Here is a 26127-nt window from a genome sequence, read left to right on the forward strand (position 1 = left end):
TGCCGCGCGATCAAGGCAGTGGTGCCGCAAGGCAGCGCGATATGAAGGTTTCGATGAGTTATCCACGCAAAGGTGAAAAGCAGATCTCCGAATTGACCAATCGGTTGATCGATCCGGTGCTCGCAAAGCGCGCCGGCATCAATACGGCGCTGCTCGGATCGTGGGATGAAATCGCCGGCGAGGAGTTTGCCGATTGCACGCGCCCGGAAAAGATCGCCTGGGCGAGGGGCAATGACGACGGCGGCTTTCGTCCTGGTGTCCTCACCATTGCCTGTGAGGGCGCTCGCGCACTGTTTCTGACGCATGCGCAGGGCGAACTGATCCAGCGGGTCAACAGCTTCTTCGGCTTTGCCGCCGTTCATCAGATACGCATCGTTCAGAAGCCAGTCTATCAGGCCGCCAAGCGCTCCCGCACGCCTCCGCCGCTGAAGGGCGCGGCGGCGGCCAAGCTCGAGGACATGATGGAAGGTATCGAGAGCGAAAAGCTGCGCGACGCGGTCAAGCGTCTCGGAACCGCGGTCTTGGGAAAGCGCGGTCGCTGATCCCTTGCAGGCCAACCTTTCCGCAATTTAATCTGGCCGTCCCACCATGGTCACAATTCTTTGAAGAAAGTTGGTGAAGCGTGCCTTGTTCAGGGCTTCGCGCCGTTATATCGCACTCACAGCCACTACTCTCATTTATGGGGAACTTCATGCCGATTTCCGAAATGCAACTGACGAAACGCCAGCTTCTGGGCGGCGTGGCTGCCGCGACCGCGACACTTGCGGTGTTCAGCACCGCGAACGCGGCTGCGGAAATGCCGCAGTCCGATGGCGACGTCGACATGGCTGCCGTGCTGAAGCCCGGCGCGCTGCCGGAAATGGCGCTTGGCAAGGAAGATGCCCCAGTCAAGATCGTCGAATACATGTCGATGACCTGCCCGCACTGCGCCCACTTCCACACGACGACCTTCGACGAGATCAAGAAAAAGTACGTCGACACCGGCAAGGTGCGTTTCATCATCCGTGAATTCCCGTTCGATCCGCGCGCTGCTGCTGCCTTCATGCTCGCGCGCTGCAACCCGTCCAAGCCTGAGGATCTCAGCACGCCCGAGCAGTATTTCCCGATGGTTGCCATGCTGTTCAAGCAGCAGCAGACCTGGGCTGCCGCCGATGACGGCCGCGCCGCGCTGCTCCAGATGTCGAAACTCGCTGGATTTAGTGAGGATAGCTTCACGAAGTGCTTGACGAACCAGAAGCTGCTGGATGAAGTGAACGCAACACGGGAACGGGGTTCCAAGGAGTTCGGCGTCAACGCCACGCCGACGTTCCTCATCAACGGGAAGCGCTATTCTGGAGACATGTCGGTTGACACCCTGTCGGCCCTTATCGACAGCCTGCTCTAAACTGATCCGTATCCGATCGACGGGCGACGGCGGCTGCCGTGCGCCCGTCGTTTGCTTTGCGCGGTGCGAGGCCGCCGCATGAAGTTCAACAAGCTTCGCGTCGTCGGTTTCAAGTCTTTCGTAGAGCCCACCGAGTTCATCATCGAGCGCGGATTGACCGGGGTCGTCGGCCCGAATGGCTGCGGCAAGTCGAACCTCGTCGAAGCCCTCCGTTGGGTGATGGGCGAGAACTCCTACAAGAACATGCGCGCGTCCGGCATGGACGACGTCATCTTCTCGGGCTCCGGCAATCGCCCCGCCCGCAATACCGCCGAGGTCGCGCTTTATCTCGACAATGCCGAGCGCACGGCACCCGCCGCCTTCAACGATAGCGACGAGATCCAGGTCACCCGCCGCATCGAGCGCGAGCAGGGCTCGATTTATCGCATCAACGGCAAGGAAAGCCGCGCCAAGGACGTGCAGCTTCTCTTCGCTGATGCGTCCACCGGCGCGCGTTCGCCGTCAATGGTCGGGCAGGGGCGGATCGGCGAACTCATCTCCGCCAAGCCGCAGGCGCGCCGCCAGCTGCTCGAAGAAGCGGCCGGCATCTCCGGTCTACATTCAAGGCGCCACGAGGCGGAGCTTCGCCTGCGCGCCGCCGAAACCAATCTCGAGCGCCTTGATGACGTCACCTCGCAGCTTGAAAGCCAGATCGAAAGCCTGAAACGCCAGGCGCGCCAGGCAAATCGCTTCAAGGCGCTTTCGGCTGATATCCGTGCTCGCGAAGCGATGCTTCTGCATATCCGCTGGGTGCAGGCCAAGGAGGCCGAGGCGGAGGCCGACAGCGCGCTCAACCAGGCGACATCAGTCGTCGCCGAAAAGGCGCAGATGCAGATGCAGGCCGCCAAGTCGCAGGCGATCGCAAGTCTCAGGCTGCCGGACCTTCGCGAAGCGGAGGCACGCGCGGGGGCCGCGCTGCAACGCCTGCAGATTGCCAGAACACAGCTGGAAGAGGATGTCGGCCGCATCCTGCGTCGCCGCGACGAACTGACCCGCCGCCTGGCCCAGCTTGGCGAGGATATCCGTCGCGAGGAACGTCTGGTCGCCGACAACGCCGCGATCCTGGCAAGACTGGACGCCGAGGAAGCCGAGATCACCGAGATCCTTGCCGACTCCGGACGATATGCGGAAGAGACGCGGGAAGCCTTCGAAGAGGCATCGATCAAGCTTGCTGACAGCGAGCGCATCTTTACGGCATTGACGGCGGAGCGTGCCGAAGCCGCCGCCGGCCGCAACCAGCTCGAGCGTGCGATCAGGGACCTTTCCGACCGCCGGCTGCGCCTCGAACGCCAGATGGACGAAGCCGGTAGTGAACTGTCCTCGATCCGCGACCGCATTGCATCCCTGCCGGATCCGGACGAAAAGCGCGCCGTCGTCGAGGCCGGGGAAATGGCAGCCGCGGAAGCGGAAGCCGGAATCCAGGCTGTCGAACAGGCTTTGGCGTCGGCCCGCGCAACCGAGGCCTTATCGCGCGCACCGGTCGAACAGGCCCGCTCGGCGCTGAACGCGATCGAGACGGAAGCGCGCACCATTTCACGTATGCTGGCGGCGGGTGCGGCGGCTGGCGAGTTTCCGCCTGTTGCGGAAGACCTTCGCGTCGATCGCGGTTTCGAAACGGCGCTCGGTGCTGCCCTTGGCGACGACCTTGAATCTCCGGCCGATCCGCGAGCCCCGGCCCACTGGTCGGTCAACGGCGATGGTTCGTCCGACCCAGCTCTTCCCTCCGGCGCTACGCCGCTTTCGGATCGCGTTCAGGCGCCGGCGGCTCTGGTCCGGCGACTGCGGCAGATCGGGCTTGTTTCCGATGCTGACGCCCAAAGACTGATGAAGGAGCTGAAGCCCGGCCAGAGGCTCGTCACGAAAGAGGGCGCCGTCTATCGTTGGGATGGCCACGTCACCGGTGCGGATGCGCCGAGCGCTGCGGCACTTAGGCTCTCGCAGAAGAACCGCCTGTCGGAACTCGAGGGCGAGGCCGAGGTGGCAAGAGACGTGCTCGTCGAGGCGGAGGAGCGGCTGGAAACGGCTGCCGACGCCATCCGCGAGGAAGAAAACCGCCTTGCTCAGGCGCGCGAAGTGTCACGCTTCTCGGCCCGCCAGCTCGCGGAAGCCAGAGAGGCGCTTGCCGCGGCCGAGCGCGCGTCAGGTGATCTCATTCGTCGCAGGGACGTCGTCGCGGAGGCTGTCAGCCAGTTGCGGTCGCAGATCGAGGATCTCGGCCTACAGGAAGAAAATGCCCGTATCGAGCTTGATGATGCCCCTGACCTGACCGCCCTCGATGAGCGGCTTCGCCTTCAGCAGGCCGATGTCGCGCTGGATCGCGGCGCGCTTGCGGAAGCGCGCGCCCGCCACGAGGGCCTCAATCGCGAAAACGAAGCCCGGCAGCGTCGTCTGGTGGCGATCGGGCAGGAACGCGGAACGTGGAGCCAGCGCGCAGCGAGCGCGGAGGACCATATTTCGACGCTCCGGGACCGTGAAGAGGAAGCGCGGGAAGAGGCTGCCGAGCTGGAGTTGGCGCCCGACGAGTTCGATGACAAGCGTCGTGCGCTGATGTCCGAATTGCAGAAGGCCGAGGAAGCCCGCCGCCACGCGGCCGATCTTCTGGCCGAGGCCGAGACCGTCCAACGCGACGCCGACCATAAGGCCGCAACCGCGCTGTCCGAACTTGCCGAAAGCCGCGAGCGCCGGGGACGTGCCGAAGAGCGCCTGGTTTCCGCGCGTGAAAAGCGGCAGGAAACCGAGGCGCGCATCCGCGAAGTGTTGAACGTGGCGCCGCACGAGGCGCTGCGCCTTGCCGGGCTGGAGGTCATGCAGTCCGTTCCCGATCCGCGTGACGTCGAGCGCGAGCTTGAGCGCCTGAAAATGGAGCGCGAGCGGCTCGGCGCGGTCAACCTGCGCGCCGAAGAGGAACAGAAGGAGCTTTCTGCCAAGCTCGAAGCCCTGATCAAGGAACGCGACGACGTGATCGACGCAATCCGCAAGCTGCGCGGCGCCATTCAGAGCCTGAACCGGGAAGGGCGCGAACGCCTGATCGCGGCGTTCGATGTGGTCAACGGCCAGTTCCAGCGCCTCTTCACCCACCTGTTCGGCGGTGGCACCGCTGAGCTGCAGCTGATCGAATCCGATGATCCTCTGGAAGCCGGCTTGGAAATCCTCGCGCGCCCGCCCGGCAAGAAGCCGCAGACGATGACGCTGCTGTCGGGTGGTGAGCAGGCGCTGACGGCGATGGCGCTGATCTTCGCTGTCTTCCTCACCAATCCGGCGCCGATCTGCGTGCTGGACGAAGTGGATGCGCCGCTCGACGACCACAATGTCGAGCGCTATTGCAATCTCATGGACGAAATGGCGGCGTCGACCGAGACCCGTTTCGTCATCATCACCCACAATCCGATCACCATGGCGCGGATGAACAGGCTGTTCGGCGTCACCATGGCGGAGCAGGGTGTGTCGCAGCTCGTTTCGGTCGATTTGCAGACCGCCGAGAAGCTTCGCGAGATCGCTTGAGATAGTTAAGAAACGCCCAAAAAAGGTCCGCCGCTGAGCGAGATGTCACCCATTTAGGTGATGTTTTTGTACCAATCTTGTATTAGAGCTTGCTTCATATGTGGCGAAGTTATCGCGGTTCCGCCTCGCTTTACGCGAGCGCGAAGGAGCGAACTGTTCCCGACTCGCCTGTCTGAACCCCCCGTCTGGTTTTCCTGGCCAGGCGGAAAAAAGGCTTTGCGGGACTTTGTTGCAGTCCCGCAAAGCTTTTTTGTTTCTCGCCCTCGGCAAATGCTTGCGACAATTTCGCAGAAATTGTGCGCTGCAAAATTTTGGCCGCATTTGTCGATTTTCATTTCAGCACCAAGGGATTAAGTTGCTCCTGATTGGGGAGTTGGGGGACCATGACCAAGTGGGTCTATAAATTCGGCAACGGCGAGGCCGAGGGACGTGCCGTTGATCGCGAGCTTTTGGGCGGCAAGGGCGCGAATCTCGCGGAGATGTCCAGCCTCGGCCTGCCGGTGCCTCCCGGGCTGACGATCGTCGCCGACGCGTGCTCCGCCTATTTCAAGCGGGGAAGCTCCATAGACGATGAACTCAAGCGTCAGGTGCTTGCGGGGATCGAAAGCATCGAGGCAATCACCGGCACGAAGTTCGGCGCCGGTCACCGGCCGCTGCTGCTCTCCGTTCGTTCCGGCGCCCGGGTTTCCATGCCCGGCATGATGGATACCGTCCTCAATCTCGGCCTCAACGACGAAACTGTGCAAGCGCTCGGCCACGATGCCGGCGACGCGCGTTTCGCCTGGGACAGCTACCGCCGTTTCATCCAGATGTACTCGGACGTCGTCATGGGGCTCGACAACGACGTGTTCGAAGAGATCCTGGAGGATGAGAAAGCCCGCCTCGGCTACGAATACGATACGGAGCTGACGGCAGGAGAGTGGCAGCATGTCGTCACGCTCTACAAGGACGTGATCGAGGAAGAGCTGGGGAAAGAGTTTCCGCAGGATCCTGAGGTACAGCTGTGGGGCGCCGTCGGCTCGGTCTTTTCGAGCTGGAAGAGCGCGCGCGCCGTCACCTATCGACAGCTTCATAATATTCCTGAGGGTTGGGGCACTGCCGTCAATGTTCAGGCCATGGTGTTCGGCAACCTCGGCAATGCATCGGCCACCGGCGTTGCCTTTACCCGCAACCCCTCGACCGGCGAGCGGTCGCTCTATGGCGAGTTCTTGGTCAACGCACAGGGCGAGGACGTCGTTGCCGGCATACGCACGCCGCAGAGCATTACCGAGGAGGGGCGCATCAGCTCCGGCTCCGATCGCCCGTCGATGGAAAAGCTGATGCCGGAGGCGTTCAAGGAGTTTTCGCAGATCTGCGACCGGCTCGAGCAGCATTACCGCGACATGCAGGATATCGAGTTCACCATCGAGCGCGGCAAGCTCTGGATGCTGCAGACGCGCTCCGGAAAGCGCTCCACCCGGGCGGCCATGAAGATCGCCGTCGACATGGTCGACGAGGGCCTGATCACCGAACGTGAAGCGGTGCTTCGCATCGATCCGGCCTCGCTCGACCAGCTCCTGCACCCGACCATCGACCCGCGCGTCCCGCGCGAAGTGATCGGTACCGGTTTGCCGGCATCCCCAGGTGCCGCGACAGGCGAGATCGTGTTCACCGCCGAGGAGGCCGTGGTCGCTGAAGAGGAGGGCCGCAAGGTCATCCTGCTCCGCGTCGAGACGAGCCCCGAGGATATTCACGGCATGCATGCGGCCGAAGGCATCCTGACGACGCGCGGCGGCATGACCAGCCACGCGGCGGTCGTCGCCCGCGGCATGGGCATCCCCTGCGTCGTCGGCGCCGGAACGATGCGTATCGACCTCAGAAACGAGCGCCTCATCGGCATCGGTGTGACGCTGCAGAAGGGCGACGTCATCACGATCGACGGTTCCGCCGGCCAAGTGCTGAAGGGCGAGGTCCAGATGGTCCAGCCCGAACTGTCGGGCGATTTTGGCCGGATCATGCAATGGGCCGACAGCGTTCGCCGCATGACGGTCAGGACCAATGCGGATACGCCGGCCGATGCCCGCGCGGCCCGCTCCTTCGGCGCCGAAGGCATCGGTCTTTGTCGAACGGAGCACATGTTCTTCGAGGGCGAGCGCATCCACGTGATGCGCGAGATGATCCTTGCCGAGGACGAGCTTGGGCGCCGCGCCGCGCTCGACAAGCTGCTGCCGATCCAGCGCCTGGATTTTACCGGGCTATTCAACGTGATGCACGGCCTGCCGGTGACGATCCGCCTGCTCGATCCGCCGCTGCACGAGTTTCTGCCGAAGACGGAGGAAGAGATCGCCGACGTCGCCGCGGCGATGGGCATGGAAGCGACCGCCCTGCGCCACCGGGTCGATGCCCTGCATGAGTTCAATCCGATGCTCGGCCATCGCGGGTGCCGTCTGGCCATTTCCTATCCCGAGATCGTCGAGATGCAGGCCCGCGCGATCTTCGAGGCTGCGGTTGCCGCGGCGCATGAGACGGGTGCGCCAGTCGTGCCTGAAATCATGGTGCCGCTCGTCGGCCTGCGTTCGGAGCTCGATTATGTCAAGGATCGGATCGACGCGATCGCCAGGGACGTGATGAACGAAGCGAAGATGCGGATCGACTATCTCGTCGGCACGATGATCGAGCTGCCGCGCGCCGCACTTCGGGCCCACATCATTGCCGAGGCCGCCGAGTTCTTTTCATTCGGCACCAACGACTTGACGCAAACGACATTCGGCATTTCGCGCGACGATGCGTCCGCCTTCATTCCGACCTATCAGCGCAAGGGCATCATCGAGCATGACCCCTTCATCTCGCTGGATTTCGACGGTGTCGGCGAACTCATTCGCATCGCCGCCGAACGAGGAAGACGCACGCGCAATGACATGAAACTCGGCATTTGCGGCGAGCATGGCGGCGATCCCGCTTCGATTCACTTCTGCGAGGATATCGGTCTCGACTACGTGTCCTGCTCGCCGTTTCGCGTGCCGATCGCACGACTGGCGGCGGCGCAGGCCGTCATCCGCGCCGCTCAGCGATAGTGCCGGTAATAGTAGGGGCGCCCATAATAGGGACCGCCGACCGAGTAGGACATGTCCATCATCACGACGTCGCTGTTATAGCGCGCCTGCGCATGGCGATCGATATCGATGCGCTGAAGGCAGGTTGCAAACCCTTCGGTTCCCCGCTTGAAGCCATAGCTCATGCACTGCCGCTCGTCGGCCGCGCGACGCTCTTCCGGGGTCATCGTCTGGCAGGCCGAAAGCCCCAGGGCGACCAGGCCAAGGAAGAGGGTGGTTGTTGCAATGCGCATCTCGGATGTCTTCATGTCGTTGCCAGTACTCTTTGAGCAAAGTCCATTCCAGCCTCGCGGTCAACCGGAAAGACGGTACCTCTAGACGCCTGCAGCGCAGGATTGCGTGTCGGGTTTAGTGGCCCCCGAGCCGTCGATTTCGTTAAAAAGCATTTCGCTTCCACGGAAAACGAGGCCATCGGCTTGCGCTTCCACCTTTCGCAAAGCGGATATCGCCTGTAAGAGGGGCGCTTGCGAGATTGGACAATGGCATGGCACTACGCGATCGATTTTCGAAGAAACTGACTTGCCCGCAATGCGGCAATAGCGGCTTTGCGGAAGCCTCGGAAACCGACGATCCGAAGCGCAAGCATCCGGGCTTCACCGTCGATCATCTTCCTCGCGGCTTCTTCGTGCAGCGGCCGTCAAACCATCAGGAAACATTCGTCGTCAAATGCGAATGCGGCCGCAAGTTTCCGTTCAGGAGCCTCGCCGAGGCTGCTTCCGGTCGCGATTGAGCCTTAGAAACGCTCCAGCACCGTGATGAAGGCTTCCGCGAACCGGACGACGTGCGCGGTCTCCGGGGCCGGTGCTTCGACCCTGATATCGCTGCCGTTGTGATCGAGCACGGCAAGGACAATGCGCATCTCGGCGTCTTCTGATGGGATGCGCAATACCGCGATGCGTTTGCAGTCGTCCATCAGGCCATCGGCGGGAAGATCGAATAGGAATTCGCCGCCCGAATGGGTCGCCGCGAGACGAACCGCGTCGCAGAAATCGGCGTCGCCATTATAGCTCTCGAGCGACAGTTCGAGCTCGAGCAGTTCCATCGGCAGCAACGCATCCGCGGGGTCGGCTCCGGCCAATGCGAATACCGGTTTCTCCACTGCGAGATCGGGTGCAATCATCTGAGCTCTCCTGAGCATCCCTGGTCTGAAGGTTGCAGATTTAGGCTGTTTTCAATGCAATATCAGAAACCGCTAACGAACGCCATCGCAGTCTTCGTCGTGGATTGCGTGTTTCGGTGCGTCACAACAGTTTCAATTTAGGCGAATCTTGCACTAAACAAGTCTTGGGCGATTTGCGCGTTCGTGCGGGACGCGCCGCTTGCGAGTAACCGGTAAGTTTGATGGCAATCCGTTTCGACCGCCCCGTTTCCAGCGCCGCCCGCTTTTCGCGGCGTTTTGCGGCGTTTGCACTGGTCTTGTGCCTGGCAGCCTTGATCGGACACCGCTTTGCCGGGCTGGCGACGCCCTATCTGGTTCTTCTCCTTCTGGTCGCTGGCGGTTTTGCGGTTCTTGCCATCGCCTTGGCCTGCGCCGGCCTCAGAAGCCTGTGGTTGAACGGGGCGGAAGGCGGCCAGGACGCAATGGCGGCGATCATTTTCGCGGCCCTGCCGATCATGATCGGCGGATTGGCCGCCGAGCGCTACCTGACCCTTCCGGCAATCTACGACGTAACGACGGATACCGAATCCACGCCTGACTGGTTGAAGACGCCGAAGGCCGATCAGATCTGGCTCGCACGCCAGCCGGTCACCGCGACTGATCGCGAAAAACAGCTGGAAGCCTATCCCGAGCTCACCGGGCGTCGCTATGACGGTGCCATCGACCGCGTTCTCGAGGCTGTCAAGAAGGTCGCCAAGAAGAGCGGCATACGCATCACCCGTGCCGAGGGCGACAGCGAACCGGTGCGTGAGCCGGATACCAAGGCGGGCCAGCCGCAGCCAGAGGACGGCGCCGTGCCCGACGCGCCGGAAGCCGTGCCGATCCCCACGCCACGGCCTTACGACGATGACGTCGCCAAGTTGATCCGGCGCGCGAACGGCGTGACGTTGCAGGGGGAAACGCGAACGCTCGTGCTCGGCCTGCGCTTCGATGTCGTGATCCGTCTGCGTGAAGAAGCCGAGACGACCTTCGTCGACGTGCGCGTGGCGTCACGCTACGGGCCAGCCGATCTGGGCTTCAGCGCCGACATAGCCGAGGACTACCTGAAGGCGCTAGACTCGGAATTGCTCGGAATAGCCGGCGGCTGACGATATCGCGCCGGCGCCGGCTTCAGTCGTGTGGCTGCGTCATTTCCCTCGGACCGGCCGATAAGTACCCATGAGGGAAGGCGGGCCATCGGTTTCGATCTCGCCACGCTCCAGCAGATCCTCGATATGCGCCAGCACCGACAGGGCGGCCGCGCCATGCAGCCGAACGTCCGTGTCGCGATAGATCACCTTCACCATCGCGGGGATCGTGCTTTCGCCCGCGCGGATCCGCCCGAGTACGGCTCGTTCGCGCATCCGCCGATGGGTCTTCAACGCCCGCATGAACGACACCGGCTTCCTGACCGGTCCGCCGTGCCCCGGCAGCAGCAGTCGGTCCCGGCGCGCGATCAGCTTGTCGAGGGAGGCCATGTAGTCAGCCATCGAGCCATCGGGCGGCGCCACTATCGATGTTGCCCACGCCATGACATGATCGGCGCAAAAGAGGATGCCGGTGCCGTCGAGCGCGAAGGCGCAGTGGTTGGCCGTGTGTCCCGGGGTATGGACGGCGGTCAGGCGCCAGCCGTCACCCTGGATCGCTTCGCCGTCGGCAACCGCCTTGTCCGGCACGAATGCCATGTCGGCGCTCTCGGCGAATGGATTGATTTCGCCCGCATGCAAGGGGCGTGAGGCGCGATGCGGGCCTTCCGCGACGATCAGCCCGCCGGTCTTTTCCTGTAGCCGCCGCGACAGCGGCGAGTGGTCGCGATGGGTATGGCTGACCACGATATGGGTCACCTTCCTGCCACCCAGCGCGGTCATCAGCGCCGCAAGATGTGCGTCGTCCTCAGGCCCGGGATCGATCACCGCGACGGAGCGGTCGCCGACGATGTAGCTGTTGGTGCCATGGAAGGTGAACGGGCTCGGATTGTTGACCGTGACGCGCTGGACATGAGGTGCAACGGTGACCGCCTGACCATAGCTGGGTTCGAAGGCGAGATTGAATTCGGGATTGGTCATGTCGGATCTATGTGGGACGGACTTACTTGTATTCGATCTCGATGAACGACATCGGCTTGCCGCCCGCATTGACGACGTTGTGCTCGACACCGGCATCGCGCCGATAGGCGGCACCCGCGGCTAGATCAACCCGCCGATCGCCGTCCTTCTCTTCGATCAGGAATTCGCAGTCCGTCATCGGCACGACGACGTAGCCGAGGCCATGCGTGTGAACCCCGGTATCGGCGCCGGGTTCGAAATCCCAGCGGGTAATGCGAACCACCTCATCATCGAGCAGAAGCGTCGGAATGGCAGGCGGGCGGGCGCGGTATTGGCTCATCGTCACTCCGGGAATGCTGTCGTCATCGCGCCAGAGGTATCACATGCCCGAAAAAGCACACAGAAATATCGGATCGCTTGAAACTTAATGATTGTGACGGCAGACGACCTTTGCTAATCAGGCGTCGATGTCGCGAAGTGGTCTCCGCTTCCGCGATGGTGGGGCGTCGCCAAGCGGTAAGGCACCGGTTTTTGGTACCGGCATTCCCAGGTTCGAATCCTGGCGCCCCAGCCACTTCTAAGTTCACACGTAAATATTACCGGGTTTGAGGCTGAAGCCACTGTGCCTTGTCCGAGCGGTCTGGCGCTTGAGCGCTACCTGTTGCCTACCGGTGTCGGCGCGCATCCAGAACGTATTCCATCAGCCAGGCATGCCGCCTTTCCATCCAAATCTGCTGCGTGTTCGCCCTTGCGAAGGCGACGGCCTTGCGCGCATGCTCTGTCAGCCTGGCTCGGTCCTTGTCGAGTGCGACGAAGGCGGTCGCGAGCTTCTCCGCCGAAGGCCATTCGGCGGTGCTGACAGCTCCGCTCATCTCGGCAAGACCGTTGAAATAATCGAGATTGAAGGCTGCGATCGGCAATCCTCTTGCCATGGAATCGAACGCCGAGCGAGGGGTGTCTTCCACCAGGGGGCACGCAATGGAAGCGTGAAAACTGGAGAGCAGCCGAAACAGCGGCTCGCCGTATTTTACCGCAGGGATAAAAGTGACCGCCTCCGATAGCTTCGCGTCGTCCACCTGGCGCTGCAACGAAGGCAGCTCCGGGCCATCACCGATGATCATCAGCCTGATGTCATGGCCTCTCGATCGCGCGATACGGATGGCGTCGATGGCGAGATTGATGCCCTTGTAGGAAACCAGTCGACCAAAATAGACCAGCTGCAGTGGCCTGGTGTCATCGGAGAGCCATGTCAGGCGTTGCGCCAATTCGTCGTCGGTCAGGACCTGTTCGGCGTTGTGGGCCGTGTCCAGGAAGTTCTTCACGCTGGCTCTGCCGCCACCGAAATCGCGCACCAGGTCCGGGCTTTTCAGGAGTACCAGGCTTGATAGCCTGACCGCGAGCCAGACTTGAAACCAGCGCAGGGGATCGTGCAGAAGCCGATTGACGACATAGCTCTTGCGGCTCCAGATGCCGAGTTGGCGAAACCGCTGCGTATTGCGGCGAAAATCGATGTCGACGAAGAACAGCGAACGCTTCCTGTGGGCCCAGGTGATGATGTTCAACAACAACAGCATCGGTCGCCATATGTCATGCGACATGCCGGTGTGAACGACGGCTGCCTGGCGGACCGTTCTACTGAAAACACCCAGTAGCCGCGGCACATGGCGGATCCAGAACTCCTTTGCGGATGCATTGACCGGATAGGTCGGTACCATCTCAATTCCCTCGTCGGCGGTGATGACGCCAAGCGACGGATTGCGATCGAAATCTTCGCGGCTTAGTTCCGGCGCCACCAGTATGATCTTGCCGACATGTCCCTCGAGCTGCAGTTTGAGTTCCCTGAGATGGTAGGAAAAAGCATCTTCGATCGCGAATGCAGTGTCCGACAGGCGAAAAGCAGGAGCCGTCACCGCGATGACATACGCGCCTGATGATGCGGCGTTGCCACGCGACGGAACCACCTTGATTGAAGTCTCATTGGACATGCTGACGTTCACGAACCGAATGCCTCACTTATTGGAATGAGGCTCACCATGCTCTATCGGCTCCACAGCTTGAAGCTGGCTTTAAGGCGACGCGTCTACGCCCTTCGAGGTCCCTCGTTTCGGGGTCGTAGCCGATCCATCGAACGCTTGTGCTCATCGTCGCGACGCATTTCATGAGACTGCAGTTACTTTCACGCAAGCGAGGCCGGAACATCGCACCCGACGTTCCGGCCTCTCAATGTTTGGACGGCCTTTGGGCTCGCCCCTATGTCTTCAGTATCGGCAGATGCCCGCTTACTGCGCGGGCTGGGCCGGCGCCAGGAACTCGGCGCAATAGGACGGGCCGTTGGCGCCCGGTACGTCGCCGGAAACCCGGATACTGCGGATCGTGTAGTCCGCGCTGGTCACGATTTCGGCCTGGCAGCGCAGGTAGGTGGTGCGGGCAGCGGAGATCTGCTTGCCGCGCTTGCCGTCGGCGGCTTCGGCGTATTTCGCGGGAACCTTGACGGTCTTGTATCCGCCCTTCCAGGTGTAGACATTTCCGGAGCCGTTGTCGGCGTCGCTGAGCGGCGGGCCGAAGGCGGCGAAGAACTTGCCTGCCGACTGACCGACCCAGCGGCTCGAGATCGGATCAGCTGCGGTCGGAATGGTCGTGCAGCCGGCAAGCGCAATGGCAAGTCCGGCCGCGGCGAAGGTGCGGAGTTTCATGGTATCGTCCCTGAGAGTTGTCGCGCATTCGACGGTGAGAATCGCTGTCTCGCAGCGGTTCCGTATGTCCCGTCGAGCGCTTTAGCGCGGAACTCGGCAAAAGAAAATCGGCCTTCATTCGCATTCGCAAAATTTGCTGCGAGTGTGGCTTTTTGCGCCGCGGGTCTGCGGTTTCCGTCGTCCTGAGCATCGACCAAAAAATGCGCCGGCTTTTGAATTTTGCCGCTTGCGCAATGGCATGGGCCAGTCTATTAGAAGCGCCGCTGGTCACGGAGTGTAGCGCAGTCTGGTAGCGCACCACGTTCGGGACGTGGGGGTCGCAAGTTCGAATCTTGCCACTCCGACCAGCTTGATTTTCTCCGACATCTTAAAGCAGTTTCCGACCGGCATCAGCAGGTTTGGCCAGCGAAACCCGCGATCCTCAGTGTTTCAGGTCGTAGGCCTGGCCGGATGCGCGAAGCTCGGCGAGCGTCTTGCCGACGCAGGTGCCTGCGCCCTCGCTGCCGATCGCCTTTGCATGCCCGTCGAGCGAGATGGTGCCGGCGATCCGGTCGGATGCCACGTAGGTCGCGACCCCGTCCTCGGAGACGCGGGATATGTAGAAGGCATGTTGCGTCTTGTTGGATTGGCAGTGGATGACCAGCGGGAACTGCGTGAAGAAGTCGTCTTCGGCGACGGCGACGGCGCCGTGTGCGAACGACAGCAGCGCAACCGCGCCGACCAGTCTGGCGAGATGCATTCCGGCTGATGCGGGCGTGAGGCGCGATTTCCTGGGCATCGTTCAATCCACTCCGTTATGGCCTTCGCAGGTCTGGTTTCCTCTAGATGGTCAGGGCAATGAGCGCGTCTCTGTCGAGCAGGCGAACCACCCGCTGCAGTTTGCCGGTCAGGCAAAGGATGCGCTTTTCCCGAAGCTTGGTGAACGAACGCGCGACGGTTTCGACCGTCAGCCCCAGATAGTCGGCGATATCGCTGCGGGACATCATGATGTCGAACTCGGGTTCCTCAGGATGGAGGTTCGCCATCTCCTGGACGAAGGCGGCAACGCGCCGTAGCGCGCTCTGCTCGGTGATGACGAGCTGCTTGCACTGCGCCTTCGCAAGGTTTGTCAGCGCGATATGCAGCAGATCGATCGGCACGACCGCATCGCGGTTGGAGCGGAAGAGCCGCAGGCGTGTCTCGCAGACGGCTTCCGCGAAATCGGTCCGCACATTTCCCTTTTCCAGCCCGAACCACTCGCCCTTGCCGCAGAACGAGAGGATGTATCGCTGTCCGTTGGAGGTCAGGCGGTAGATCCTGACTGCGCCGGCTTCGACCTGATAGATCGCGAAGGCGTATTCGCCTTCGCTGTAAACAGTCTCGTCGGCCTTCAGCCTGATCGTATCGTCTTTCGCAGCCGTGGAGGCGGCGCCACAGCGCTGCCCCGGCGCCGTCGTATCCCTTGCGATCGCGTAGCTCTGAAACATGTGCATCGCCCCCGTCAGGACTTCAGCATAGGAGATCACCGCCAAGGCCGATATTCGAAATACCCCTTACGTACTGCTACGGAAGCAGGCGTACGCCCGTCGGTGTATAACGCTGTCGCCCTTGATGAGAGCGGTGCGACGGTATCGCGGGAGGTCTTGGTGGCGTCGAAAGAGGGTGACTACGACCAGGCAGATCCGGACCCGGCAAGGGTGCGCGAACAGTTAGCGATCATACTCGCCAGCCCGGAGTTTCTTGCCTCCGAGCGGGGCCGACGCTTTCTGCGCTACATCGTCGAGGAGGCGCTCGAGGGGCGCCGGGAGCAGCTGAAGGCCTACACGATCGCGCAGGCGGTTTTCGGCCGCGATGCATCCTTCGATGCGCAGAACGATCCGGTTGTCCGCATCGACGCCGGGCGTATCCGCCGTGCGCTGGAGCGCTATTATCTGGTCTCCGGAAACAATGATCTCGTCAGGATCACCATCCCCAAGGGCGGCTATGCGCCCCAATTCGTGATCGTCGCCGATAGAAATCCCGCGACCGAACGCAAGCGCGAGGAGAAGCCGTCTCCCGCCGTCCGTGGCGCCCCGACAAGCTATCGCGACCTCATCCTGCCGATCGGCGTTCCCGCGATATTCGGCGCGATCGCAATGCTGGCGCTCATCCGGCCGCTCGAATCCTATTTGTGGCCGCCACAGACCTCGCCGGCCGCGGCGACATCGGCGCTGAACAGCAAGGCTGTGATTGCTGTCGAGCCCTTCGCGGCACTTGGCGGCACGAACGAAAGCACCGATTTTGCCAACGGCCTCGCCGATCAGATGATTGCCAAGCTGATGAATGTGGATGGGGTCGTCGTGCTTGCGCCGGGCCGTTCAGGCGGGGAGGCGGCCGGCGCGCTGCTGAACCTGCAGGGAAGCGTGCTTGTCGAGGACGGCACACTGCATGTGCATGCCCGCCTGATCAATGGAAGCGATGGTGCCGTCGCCTGGGCAACGCGATATGACCGCGACCTGAAGGGGCAAACCATCATCGATGTTGAAGACGAGATCGCCGGACAGATCGCAAAGGAGGTTTCCAAGAGCCTCGAGATTGCCCGCCCGGCGGCAACTCCGTAGCACCGGAAGCTGCAAACGATCTCGGCCCTATTGTTGCGTCGAAGCGACGTTCACCCCAGCGGCGCGCAGTCCGCCGTAGAACCGTTCCTGATCCTGCTGGCGGGGCAGGCGCAGCGAAATCTCCCGGCGAATATTGGCCATCAGCACGGGTGCATGGCCGTCCAGCCAATCCTTCTCCACCTTCGCATCTGCAGCCTTGCCTGCCGTACCGAGCACGGCAAGCAGGACAAGGTGATGCATCGGGTTGGAGCCGAGGTCGGACATCCTCGCCCATTCCTCCGCCGTTGCCATATCGTTGCGCATCAGACCGCAGAGCGCCATGCCGGCTTCGTAATAGCCGCGCGGGCGGCCGCTCTTGTTGAGGGCGACCGACAGCAATTCGCAGCCCGATTGCCATTTGCCCGACATCGCCAGCCGCATCCCGTACTCGCCTGCAACGTCCACGTCATCGGGGTTGGCCGCATAGGCTGCCGTGCCGGCCTCCAGCGCCTTGTCGATATCCCCGCGGAAGAAATTCACCAGCATCAGGGCTTGCAGCACACGCGGATTTTCAGGCTCCAGCGATGCGGCACGGTCCACGGCCCCGATCGCGAGCTCGAGCGGCTGGGCGGAGAACGGCGACATGCCGAGCTTGTAGCGAAAGCGCATCTCGTCGAGGTAGACCAATGCCAGAAGCGCCCAGGAGGTGGCGTTGGCAGGGAAGCGCTGCGTCGCCTGCTGCAGGCAATCGCGCGCCGCCGCATGGCTTTGCGTATTCATGGTCTGTCGATAGCTGTAATAGGCCAGCGTGCAGGCATAGGCGTCCTGATCCCCGTTCTGGGGCTGCGCGATCGCGCTGGTCTCGGTCTGGAAGAGCGCGCCGTAGGGCTGGGCTATGGCGCTGGCCACCTGCCGGGCGATATCGCTCTGGATCACGAGTTTGTTTTGCGCATGAAGATCCGCATCGTAATTGTTGGCCCATATCACCGCGCCATCGGACTGGCGCACCAGCCGGGCAACCGATCGAAATCTGCTGCCGTCGAGCTGTACGTTGCCTTGCAGCGCATAGTCGGCGCCGCCGGACCGACGGTTTTTCAAAGGGTCTGCGACCACCACGATATCACGGAATTGCGCAAGCTGGCCGATGATGTCGTCCCTGAGGCCGCGGGCAATGTCCGAGCTGGCGTCGTCAGGTCCGCTTTCCGCGAAGAATTCGACGATCACCCTTGGCTCTGCCGCGTCTGGCGCGGGCGAGCGGGCCGGAGGTGCCCATGTCGCCGGGAAGGCGCCCGCGAGGATGAAGAGGAGAGCAAGGACGGCTGCGAGCCCGCTTGCCAGGCCGAAAGCGACCAGTGGGCCGCCGGGCCGCTTTTCTGCCGGCGGTGACGCCACCGGCGCGGGCGCGGCGATCGGCAGGGTCTCCGGCTGATCCGCCAGCACGCCCTCGACCGGCCCGCCGCGGGCATACTCGAAATGCGGGACGTAGCCGCCCTTGGGCACGGTGAGGATGATCGCGTCGTCCTTCCCCGCGACCAGATAATATCGCTCGAGGGCTCTTCGAATACGGCCAGCCTCGATCCGCACGACCGGATCATTCTGCGGATCGAACGACGCCTCGCGGCCAAATACCACGTTCGCGATGGTGAACGCCTTGAGGAACTCCGATCGCCCGGCCAGCGTTTCGTTGACGACAAACGCCAAAAAACTCCGCCCACGCTTGGGAGCGTGAAACTCATTGCTGGAGAGAATCCGCTCGAGCTGTCGGCCGATTTCCTCGGCTGTCGGGCCAAGGCCGTCTGAAACAGTGACTGCGCTTCTCATGACCGCCCCTGACAGGATCACGCAATTATTTCAGTATATTCTGACTAACAATAGCTCATAAGCTTCTGGTTGCAAGTGTATTCTCTTCTTAACGAGCATAGGTTGGCCAGGCCCGTGCAGGCGCGGCACTCTCGTCCGACGAAGGCTGCGCGAGCGCCTCGATCGCGGCGGTCATGCGCATCAGCTCGGCGAGATTGCGTGCCCCCATCTTGGCCATCACGTTGGCACGGTGAACCTCCACGGTGCGCGAGCTGATCCCCAAATGATAGGCGATCATCTTGTTCTGCAGGCCATCGAGCACACCGGCCAGAACCTGTTGTTCGCGGTCGGTGAGCTGGCGCAGCCGGGCGGCCACGGTTTCGGATCCTGCAGCAGGGCGGCTTTGCCGCTTTGGCGCCATGACGCGGTTGATGGCCGCGACCAACGTCTCTTCCCGCAGGGGCTTCTCCAGAAAATCCGAGGCTCCTGCCTTCATCGCCTGCACGGCGGCGGCGATGTCGCCATGGCCACTGATCACGATCGTCGGGATATTGATAGCAGCATGCCGGAGACGCTCCAGCAGCTCGATACCATCGATACCGCGCATGCGGAGGTCGGTGATCAGGCAGCTTTTCTCCGAAACGGGAAGAAGATCCAGAAATGCCTTCGCGGAACTGTGCGCGCGGACGGCAAAGCCTGCCGAGACAAGAAGGAACGTCAGGGATCGCCTGAACGACTCCTCATCGTCGACGAGGTGGATCGTGAGGTCATTCGCCATGGGACACGGTCTCCATGAGGGGAAGCGAGAACGAAAAGATCGCGCCGCCTTCCGGTCTTCTGCGAGCGCTCATGCGGCCGCCATGCGCCTCGACGATACGCCGGGACAAGGCCAGTCCCAGGCCGAGACCATGCGGCTTGCTGGTTATGAAGGGACGAAACAGCGTCTCCTCGATGTCGGCAGGAATGCCGCAGCCATTATCCGAGACCTCGACCACGATGCGCCGCCCGTCTTCGGTTCTGGTCCGGATCGCGATGTCAGGCTGTTCGGTCCGATCGGTGGCATCAAGTGCGTTGCGGATGAGATTTGTCAGCACCTGCATCACCTGGACCCGATCGACGAGCGCAATGTCTTGCCCCGCCTGGAGGTGCAGATCCGGCTGGATGCCGCGTGTTCTGGCCCCGGCGAATGCGAACCCCGCCGCCTGGCGGATCAGGTCATGCAGCGTTGCCGGTGCCCTGCCGCCGGTATTGGATCTCGAAAATTCCAGCATGTGCTGGATGATGTTGCCGCCCCGCAGCGCATGCTCGGTGATCTCCGTCAGCACGTCGCGAACCGTCTCGCTCTCGGGGCCATGGTCGGCCGTCACGAGCTTGCTGCATCCTTGCGAATAGGCGGCGATCGATGACAGCGGCTGCGAGAGCTCATGCGCAAGGGTCGATGCCATTTCTCCGAGCGCGTTCACCCTGGCGATGCGCGCAAGCTCGTTCTGAAGCGTCTGCACCTGTTGCAGGGTTTCGCGCTCGGCCCGCAAGTCCTCGAAAACCGCCGCCGTGAAAACCTGTCGGCCGCGACGCTGCCGGATGACGGTCAGCGTGGCCGGAAATCGATCTCCACTCTTGGGGGTTATCTCACCGGCGCGAACCGCGCCATGATCGCTCCAGCGCCCCTTCAGGCGGATGTCGGGCGTCGCACTCCAGAGGAAATCGACCGTGCAGCCGATCAGTTCGTCTTCCTCATAGCCGAACAGGCCGATCGCGGTCTTGTTGCAGGCTGAAACGCGATGGCTGTCGCTGAGGAGAAGAACCGCATCCGGCATGCAGTCGTGGAGTTGCCGGATCCAGCCCGTGCGCTCTCTCACGGCGCTCTTGGAGACATGATCGGGTGCCGCGTGCAGCGCATGCGACAAAACCCGCCCCGCCACGGCTGTGGCAGACGTGCGCTCGGCAATATCGGGCGCTTCTATCTCGATGGGCATGTTACTCCCTCCGCCCCCATGAGAACTCTCTGACCTTCCGGACCGCCTTTCATTTTCAATGATGACTGGAGTTTATCACTTTTGGAGGGGGAAACGCCGTAGCATCGCGTAACCTCTATTGGCTTCATCTTATGAAGCTGCATGACGCGGCGCCGTCTGATCTCCTTGCGTGCGCCATTGATCCGGCTCAATGCCCTCGGGCAACTGTTTCGTTACTGTTACCGATAGAACGGATGATCGTTTGAGGGAGCATGACCGCCATGAAGCTTGCCCTTGCCATCGCAATGACCATCGCGGCCGCCACGGTCACGGCACCCCCCGCCGGAGCGCAGGAAAGCCGCAAGGAACACAGGCGCATGAACTGGGCCGAGAACCTGCCCGAAGCGGTCAAGGCCTATCACGGCAAACGGTTCTCGGTTGTCAGCTACCGCACGGCACACGAGGTCGGCGCCGTGCCGACGCCCGGAAGTGCCAAGGAGGTCGAAGCGATCCGCTCCGCCGCCCGGTCGAACGAATGGCTCGTGGGCCAGCTGAAAGCCAAGAAGTTGACACCCAATGATATCGAATGGGTCACGCGTGCCCGCAACGGCAATCTGACCTTTTACGTAGAATGAGCGACAACCGCGCCCGCAGGAACGGTCCCCGCCGGCATCGCAGACGGCCGCTTTTTCGCAGCAGCCGTTCGTCCACCGCCGCAATGCCGGCGTGGTGGAAAGATGCCGGGATGAGGGTCCGTGTCCGACTGGCGCTCGTCTATCCTCACCATGAGGGTTCGGTGATGTGGCAGTTGGTCGTCGAAGCTCCATTCGAGCAGGATATAGAACTCGCCGTCATCGATGACGAAGGGGTCCATGCCCTTGTTTTCCCCTGTCTGCGCACCGCCGGCGGATGGGCCAATGCCGTCACCGGCGAGATGCTAGACGTGCACCCGACCCACTGGCGCTATTGGCAGGCCGAGCGCCGTCAGGCGTCCGATCTCCACTGATCGGGTACCCCCATCAAACATGCTGCACTGCACATTGTTTGCGATCAATGACATGACCGCGCCGCGCAAAATAGTCTGGCGGGGTTCGCAGGCGGTCGTCGCACCGCCATCCCGCAAGGCTGCTTTAAGGAGACCCGCATGCGTGGTTTCGGTGTTCATTCCGAGGTCGGCAAGCTCAGGACCGTAATGGTCTGCCGGCCATCCCTGGCGCATCAGCGCCTGACGCCCGCCAACTGCCATGACCTGCTTTTCGACGATGTCCTGTGGGTCCATGAAGCGCAGAAGGATCACTATGATTTCGTCCTGAAAATGCAGGAGAGGGGCGTCGAGGTTCTCGAGCTCCACGACCTGCTCGGCCAGACGCTCGCCGACAAGGAGGCGCGCGACTTCGTGCTCGACCGGCGCATCACCCCGAATGTGCTCGGCTCGCAGATCGCGGAAGCCGTGCGTCCCTGGCTCGACGAGATGAACCCCACCCAGCTTGCGGCTTTCATGATCGGCGGCATCGCCATCTCGGACCTGCCAGACGTCCGGGCGAAGACGTTGATGCTGAGCGCACTGCCGGAAACCGAATTCGTCATCCCGCCCATCCCGAACACGCTGTTCCAGCGCGATCCCTCCTGCTGGATCTATGGCGGTGTGACCGTCAACCCGATGTTCTGGCCGGCGCGGCGGGCCGAGACCTTGATCCAGCGCGCCATCTACAAGTTCCATCCGACCTTCCGCGACGGCGACTTCAAGATTTGGTGGGGCGACAGCGACCATCAGTTCGCCAATGCCTCGATGGAAGGCGGCGACGTCATGCCGATCGGAAACGGCACTGTCCTCATCGGCATGGGCGAACGCACGACCTACCAGGCGGTGGGGCAGGTGGCGCAGGCGCTGTTCCGCAACAAGGCGGTGAAGCGGGTGATCGGCTGCCTGATGCCGAAGAGCCGCGCGGCGATGCACCTCGACACCGTCTTCAGCTTCTGCGACCGCGATGTTGTGACCCTGTTTGCCGAAGTGGTGGACCAGATCCGCTGCTACAGCATGCACCCCAAGGGTGACGACGGCACCTTCGAGATCCATCCGGAGAACAAGCCGATGCTCGAAGTGGTTGCCGAGGCACTGGGGCTGCCCAGCCTGCGGGTCGTCGAGACCGGCGGCAATTCCTATCAGGCGGAGCGCGAGCAGTGGGACGACGGCAACAACGTCGTGGCGCTCGAGCCCGGCGTCGTCGTCGCCTACGACCGCAACACCTACACCAACACGCTGCTGCGCAAGGCGGGGATCGAGGTGATCACCATCCGCGGCTCGGAACTCGGCCGCGGCCGCGGCGGCGGACATTGCATGACGTGCCCGATCTGGCGCGACCCGGCGTACTGACGCCTTCACCCCACGAAACAGACCCGACGGAGCAAGAAAATGAGCTTCAATCTGCGCAATCGTTCGCTTCTGACCGTACAGGATTATACGCCGCGCGAATTCCGCTACCTGCTTGATCTCGCCCGCGACCTGAAGCGGGCGAAATATGCCCGCACCGAGCAGCAGCATCTCAAGGGCAAGGAAATCTGCCTGATCTTCGAGAAGACCTCGACGCGCACGCGTTGCGCCTTCGAGGTCGCCTGCTCGGACCAGGGCGCCAACGTCACCTATCTCGATCCGTCGGGCTCGCAGATCGGTCACAAGGAATCCTTCAAGGATACGGCGCGGGTGCTGGGGCGCATGTATGACGCGATCGAATATCGCGGCTCGGCGCAGACCGGCGTGGAGACGCTTGCCCGCTATGCCGGCGTTCCCGTCTATAACGGTCTGACCGATGAATATCACCCGACGCAGATGCTCGCCGACGTGATGACCATGCGCGAGCACAGCGACAAGCCGGTCACCGATATCAAATATGCCTATGTCGGCGACACGCGCTCGAACATGGGCCACTCGCTGCTGATCGTCGGCTGCCTGATGGGCATGGACGTGCGCATCTGCGGCCCGAAATCGCTGTGGCCCTCGGAAGAATACATGAAGATCGCAAGGGAACTACAGGAACGCTCCGGCGCCCGGCTGCTCGTCACCGACGATCCCAAGGAAGCGGTCAAGGATGTCGATTTCATTCATACCGACGTTTGGGTGTCGATGGGCGAGCCGAAGGATGTCTGGCGCGAACGCATCAAGCTCCTCACCCCCTACCAGGTCAACACGAACCTGATGAAGGCTTCCGGCAATTCGCAGACGAAGTTCATGCACTGCCTGCCGGCCTTCCACGACACCGAGACCGTCATGGGCAAGCAGATCGCTGAGGACTATGGCATGGACAACGGCCTCGAGGTCACCAACGACGTCTTCGAGTCCGAGGCCAATGTCGCCTTCGAGCAGGCGGAAAACCGGCTGCACACGATCAAGGCACTGCTCGTCGCGACCTTGGGGGATTGAGCATGCGTGTCGTTATCGCGCTTGGCGGCAATGCGCTTCTCCGCCGTGGGGAAGCGATGACCGCCGATGTTCAGCGCCGCAACGCCCGCATCGCCGCCGAGGCGATCGCGCCGCTTGCCGCCGAACATCAACTTATCATCACTCACGGCAACGGTCCTCAAGTTGGATTGCTGGCGCTGCAGGGCGCGGCCTACAAGCCGGACGAAGCCTATCCGCTCGATGTTCTCGGGGCCGAAACCGAGGGCATGATCGGCTATATGCTCGAGCAGGAGCTCGGAAACCTGCTGCCGTTCGAACAGCCGCTGGCGACCCTGCTCACGATGGTCGAGGTCGACGGCGAGGATCCCGGCTTTCAGAATCCGACCAAGTTCGTCGGCCCTGTCTATGACAAGGCGGATGCCGATCGGATCCGCAGCGACAAGGGCTGGACGTTCAAGCAGGACGGCGACAAGTGGCGGCGCGTCGTCGCCTCTCCGTTGCCGAAGCGTATCTTCGAGGTGCGTCCTGTCCGGTGGCTGCTGGAGCAGCGCACCATCGTCATCTGCGCCGGCGGCGGCGGCATCCCGACCATGTACGAGAAGGGTGTCGACCGAAAGCTGATCGGCGTCGAGGCCGTCATCGACAAGGACCTCTGCTCCGAGCTGCTCGCCCGCGAGCTCGATGCCGATCTCCTGGTCATGGCGACGGATGCGCCTGCAGTCTGCACCGATTGGGGCAAGCCGTCGCAGAAATCGATCCACAAGGCACGCCCTGAGGATATGAAGCAATTCTCCTTCCCGGCGGGCTCCATGGGGCCGAAGGTCGATGCGGCCTGCCATTTCGCGGAAGGACCGGGGCGCAGTGCCGCGATCGGGCCGCTGGCCGATATCGCGGGGATGGTGCGCGGCGAGCGCGGAACGATCATCAGCAGCGGCTTCTCCGGCCTTAGCTGGCACGCCTGACGCGGCGCCGATCCTATAGAAACATCAACCTCAGGGAACAGCCGGGCGCGTGACAGCGCCCGGTGCCGTTTCCGGCGTCTCGGCGCGAACGACGCCGCCGTTTCGCCGCTGCCAGACATAGACGGGAATGCCGAGCATCAGCAGTACGAGACCGTAGAGCACCGGTTCGGCGCCGGAGCCATAGAGCGTGAACATCGCGAAGATGAAGGCGATGAGTTCGATCGGGGTGACGCGCGGAATGAGCCCACCTCTTACGCGGGCGGCAACGAGGCTGGATGCGAGCGAGCAGAAGGCATAGGGCACCACCGCCGTCATCGTGCTCAGCCCGACCATCAGCCGGTAGACGGAGGCAAAGCCTTCGCCGCCCATGGCCTGGACGAGGACCAGCAGGGTTGCGAAGCATGCCGAGACGACCATGCCGATCGCCGGCACGCCGCGCGAGGAGAGGCGGCCAAAGAGCGGCGGAAACAGTCCGTCGCGGGCGGCTGCCATCGGCACCTGGCCCATCAGCAGCGTCCAGCCATTGAGGGCGCCGATCGATGAGACCACGACCGCGACTGAGATCGCCAGTGCACCGCCGCGACCCCACATCACGCCAGCGGCCTCGGAGAAGGGGGCGACGGAATGGGCGAGTTGTTCGCGGGGCAGCACGCCCATGACGACGATGGTGCCGAGAACATAGAGCGTGGCGGCGATCGATATGCCGAGCACGGTCGAGCGCGGGATGGTGCGTTCGGCGTTCCTGACGTCGCCGGCGGGAACGGTGGCCGATTCCAGGCCGAGATAGGCAAACATCGTCAGTGGCGCCAGGGCCGCGATCGACTGAAGGATCGGCTGGCCGGTCGGGTTGAACTCGGTAAAATGCGAGGTGTCGATATAAAGCAGACCAATGATCGCGACCGCGCCGAAGGGGAGCAGCTTGGCGTAGGTGGTAACCTGTGCGAAGAGGCCGGCGGCGTGGACGCCGCGAAGGTTGACGAGCACGATCGCCCAGATCACGCCGAGCGTCAGCACCGTCGCCGCGAAACGGTTGCCGAGCGCCGGCACGAGATCGACGATCACCCCGGTAAAGGCGATGGCGATCACCGGCAGCGACGTCCAGATCGAGATCCAGTAGCCCCAGGCAATCAGGAAGCCGGCGAAATCGCCATAGGCGAGGCGGGTATAGGCATAGGGTCCGCCGACGGCGGGCACGAGGCTTGCGAGCCGCGCGAAGGTGAGGCCGAGGCAGATCGCGCCGGCGCCCATGATGATCCAGACGAGGATCGCGAGGTTGCCATAGGGGGCGACGGCGGCCGGAGAGAGATAGAAACCGGAGCCCACCATGTTTCCGACGACGATGGCGGTGCAGGCTGCAAGTCCGAGGCTTTTGCCATCAGGCGATGTTGTCATGAGGTCCCTCCCAGGAGGCCGCCTCGCCGGAATTGGGCTCCGTCGGGCCGCATTGCCGCGTCGATTTTCCCTTCAAAACGGAAAGGCCGCAATTCGTGTCAATGCGTAGTTGCCGACTGTTTTCCCTGCCTTCACATTCCCGTAGCGACGCGCGTATTACTGCGGGTACGA

At 62.6% G+C, this 26127-nt stretch carries 24 protein-coding genes and 2 tRNA genes; 14 read left to right on the plus strand and 12 right to left on the minus strand.

Features of this window, described 5'->3' with window-relative positions; all coding sequences use genetic code 11:
- Positions 1 to 53: 53 nt before the first annotated feature.
- The 4 genes from ASE04_RS26055 to ppdK all read left to right on the plus strand — a co-directional run bounded on the left by ASE04_RS26055 (position 54) and on the right by ppdK (position 7977).
- Positions 54 to 542 (plus strand): DUF721 domain-containing protein, encoded by a 489-nt coding sequence (locus ASE04_RS26055; protein ID WP_056825777.1) that lies wholly within the window; start codon positions 54 to 56, stop codon positions 540 to 542.
- A 149-nt stretch (positions 543 to 691) separates the two neighbouring features.
- The gene (locus ASE04_RS26060; RefSeq protein ID WP_056824915.1) at positions 692 to 1384 is read left to right on the plus strand and encodes a DsbA family protein; all 693 of its coding nucleotides are present in this window, start codon (positions 692 to 694) and stop codon (positions 1382 to 1384) included.
- Between the two features lie 78 nt (positions 1385 to 1462).
- Positions 1463 to 4924, plus strand: a complete 3462-nt coding sequence (smc, locus tag ASE04_RS26065) for a chromosome segregation protein SMC (RefSeq protein ID WP_056824916.1) — start codon at positions 1463 to 1465, stop codon at positions 4922 to 4924.
- 383 nt (positions 4925 to 5307) lie between these two features.
- On the plus strand, positions 5308 to 7977 hold the full coding sequence (ppdK, locus tag ASE04_RS26070; RefSeq protein WP_056824918.1) for a pyruvate, phosphate dikinase: 2670 nt from the start codon (positions 5308 to 5310) through the stop codon (positions 7975 to 7977).
- Here the strand turns inward: ppdK and ASE04_RS26075 are convergent.
- Positions 7968 to 8249, minus strand: coding sequence for a hypothetical protein (locus tag ASE04_RS26075; RefSeq protein WP_056825779.1), 282 nt, complete (start codon positions 8247 to 8249; stop codon positions 7968 to 7970). The genes ppdK and ASE04_RS26075 overlap by 10 nt on opposite strands.
- 251 nt (positions 8250 to 8500) lie before the next feature.
- On the opposite strand from ASE04_RS26075, the gene ASE04_RS26080 reads away from it, so the two are divergent.
- The gene (locus ASE04_RS26080; protein WP_056824921.1) at positions 8501 to 8746 is read left to right on the plus strand and encodes a hypothetical protein; all 246 of its coding nucleotides are present in this window, start codon (positions 8501 to 8503) and stop codon (positions 8744 to 8746) included.
- 3 nt (positions 8747 to 8749) lie between these two features.
- Here ASE04_RS26080 and ASE04_RS26085 read toward each other — a convergent pair whose 3' ends face one another.
- Positions 8750 to 9136 carry a hypothetical protein gene (locus ASE04_RS26085; RefSeq protein ID WP_056824923.1) on the minus strand — a complete coding sequence of 129 codons (387 nt, stop codon included), beginning with the start codon at positions 9134 to 9136 and terminating at the stop codon, positions 8750 to 8752.
- A 221-nt stretch (positions 9137 to 9357) separates the two neighbouring features.
- On the opposite strand from ASE04_RS26085, the gene ASE04_RS26090 reads away from it, so the two are divergent.
- On the plus strand, positions 9358 to 10263 hold the full coding sequence (locus ASE04_RS26090) for a DUF1499 domain-containing protein (RefSeq protein WP_056824926.1): 906 nt from the start codon (positions 9358 to 9360) through the stop codon (positions 10261 to 10263).
- 39 nt (positions 10264 to 10302) lie between these two features.
- Here ASE04_RS26090 and ASE04_RS26095 read toward each other — a convergent pair whose 3' ends face one another.
- Together ASE04_RS26095 and ASE04_RS26100 are read right to left on the minus strand one after the other, a co-directional pair.
- Entirely contained in the window at positions 10303 to 11220 is a 918-nt protein-coding gene (locus ASE04_RS26095) for an MBL fold metallo-hydrolase (RefSeq protein WP_056824928.1), read from the minus strand.
- 22 nt (positions 11221 to 11242) lie between these two features.
- Complete coding sequence (locus tag ASE04_RS26100; RefSeq protein WP_056824931.1) at positions 11243 to 11539, minus strand: cupin domain-containing protein; 297 nt, start codon at positions 11537 to 11539, stop codon at positions 11243 to 11245.
- Between the two features lie 159 nt (positions 11540 to 11698).
- Between ASE04_RS26100 and ASE04_RS26105 the strand changes: the two genes are divergently transcribed.
- Positions 11699 to 11773: transfer RNA gene (locus ASE04_RS26105), tRNA-Gln, on the plus strand.
- A 91-nt stretch (positions 11774 to 11864) separates the two neighbouring features.
- Here the strand turns inward: ASE04_RS26105 and ASE04_RS26110 are convergent.
- Positions 11865 to 13184: a glycosyltransferase gene (locus ASE04_RS26110; protein ID WP_056824933.1), complete on the minus strand. Its 1320-nt coding sequence runs from the start codon at positions 13182 to 13184 to the stop codon at positions 11865 to 11867.
- 294 nt (positions 13185 to 13478) lie between these two features.
- A complete protein-coding gene (locus ASE04_RS26115) occupies positions 13479 to 13892 on the minus strand; it encodes a hypothetical protein (protein WP_056824935.1) in 414 nt (137 codons plus the stop codon).
- A 270-nt stretch (positions 13893 to 14162) separates the two neighbouring features.
- Here ASE04_RS26115 and ASE04_RS26120 point away from each other — a divergent pair.
- Positions 14163 to 14239, plus strand: a tRNA-Pro gene (locus ASE04_RS26120).
- A gap of 74 nt (positions 14240 to 14313) precedes the next feature.
- On the opposite strand, the gene ASE04_RS26125 is transcribed toward ASE04_RS26120, so the two are convergent.
- Together ASE04_RS26125 and ASE04_RS26130 are read right to left on the minus strand one after the other, a co-directional pair.
- Positions 14314 to 14670 carry a hypothetical protein gene (locus ASE04_RS26125; RefSeq protein WP_443216923.1) on the minus strand — a complete coding sequence of 119 codons (357 nt, stop codon included), beginning with the start codon at positions 14668 to 14670 and terminating at the stop codon, positions 14314 to 14316.
- Between the two features lie 43 nt (positions 14671 to 14713).
- Positions 14714 to 15358 carry a helix-turn-helix domain-containing protein gene (locus ASE04_RS26130; protein ID WP_056825781.1) on the minus strand — a complete coding sequence of 215 codons (645 nt, stop codon included), beginning with the start codon at positions 15356 to 15358 and terminating at the stop codon, positions 14714 to 14716.
- 159 nt (positions 15359 to 15517) lie between these two features.
- Here ASE04_RS26130 and ASE04_RS26135 point away from each other — a divergent pair, with 159 nt between their 5' ends.
- The gene (locus ASE04_RS26135; protein ID WP_056824938.1) at positions 15518 to 16471 is read left to right on the plus strand and encodes a hypothetical protein; all 954 of its coding nucleotides are present in this window, start codon (positions 15518 to 15520) and stop codon (positions 16469 to 16471) included.
- Between the two features lie 27 nt (positions 16472 to 16498).
- Here the strand turns inward: ASE04_RS26135 and ASE04_RS26140 are convergent, their stop codons facing one another.
- The 3 genes from ASE04_RS26140 to ASE04_RS26150 all read right to left on the minus strand — a co-directional run bounded on the left by ASE04_RS26140 (position 16499) and on the right by ASE04_RS26150 (position 20226).
- Positions 16499 to 18271: a hypothetical protein gene (locus ASE04_RS26140; RefSeq protein WP_056824940.1), complete on the minus strand. Its 1773-nt coding sequence runs from the start codon at positions 18269 to 18271 to the stop codon at positions 16499 to 16501.
- A gap of 88 nt (positions 18272 to 18359) precedes the next feature.
- The gene (locus tag ASE04_RS26145) at positions 18360 to 19028 is read right to left on the minus strand and encodes a response regulator transcription factor (protein WP_056824943.1); all 669 of its coding nucleotides are present in this window, start codon (positions 19026 to 19028) and stop codon (positions 18360 to 18362) included.
- Complete coding sequence (locus tag ASE04_RS26150) at positions 19018 to 20226, minus strand: sensor histidine kinase (protein WP_056824945.1); 1209 nt, start codon at positions 20224 to 20226, stop codon at positions 19018 to 19020. The genes ASE04_RS26145 and ASE04_RS26150 overlap by 11 nt, the downstream gene beginning before the upstream one ends.
- A 260-nt stretch (positions 20227 to 20486) precedes the next feature.
- On the opposite strand from ASE04_RS26150, the gene ASE04_RS26155 reads away from it, so the two are divergent.
- From ASE04_RS26155 to arcC, 5 genes are all read left to right on the plus strand, one after another.
- Positions 20487 to 20840, plus strand: coding sequence for a hypothetical protein (locus ASE04_RS26155; RefSeq protein ID WP_443216931.1), 354 nt, complete (start codon positions 20487 to 20489; stop codon positions 20838 to 20840).
- Positions 20841 to 20950: 110 nt separating this feature from the next.
- Positions 20951 to 21211 carry a hypothetical protein gene (locus ASE04_RS26160; RefSeq protein WP_338012503.1) on the plus strand — a complete coding sequence of 87 codons (261 nt, stop codon included), beginning with the start codon at positions 20951 to 20953 and terminating at the stop codon, positions 21209 to 21211.
- 138 nt (positions 21212 to 21349) lie between these two features.
- Positions 21350 to 22579: an arginine deiminase gene (gene arcA / locus ASE04_RS26165; protein ID WP_056824947.1), complete on the plus strand. Its 1230-nt coding sequence runs from the start codon at positions 21350 to 21352 to the stop codon at positions 22577 to 22579.
- Positions 22580 to 22618: 39 nt separating this feature from the next.
- Positions 22619 to 23623: an ornithine carbamoyltransferase gene (locus ASE04_RS26170; RefSeq protein WP_056824949.1), complete on the plus strand. Its 1005-nt coding sequence runs from the start codon at positions 22619 to 22621 to the stop codon at positions 23621 to 23623.
- 2 nt (positions 23624 to 23625) lie between these two features.
- Positions 23626 to 24564: a carbamate kinase gene (gene arcC, locus ASE04_RS26175; RefSeq protein WP_056824951.1), complete on the plus strand. Its 939-nt coding sequence runs from the start codon at positions 23626 to 23628 to the stop codon at positions 24562 to 24564.
- Positions 24565 to 24594: 30 nt separating this feature from the next.
- On the opposite strand, the gene ASE04_RS26180 is transcribed toward arcC, so the two are convergent.
- Complete coding sequence (locus ASE04_RS26180) at positions 24595 to 25956, minus strand: amino acid permease (protein WP_056824953.1); 1362 nt, start codon at positions 25954 to 25956, stop codon at positions 24595 to 24597.
- Between the last annotated feature and the right edge of the window lie 171 nt (positions 25957 to 26127).

Origin of the sequence: Rhizobium sp. Root708 (assembly GCF_001429725.1) — a bacterium.
Lineage (GTDB): Bacteria > Pseudomonadota > Alphaproteobacteria > Rhizobiales > Rhizobiaceae > Rhizobium.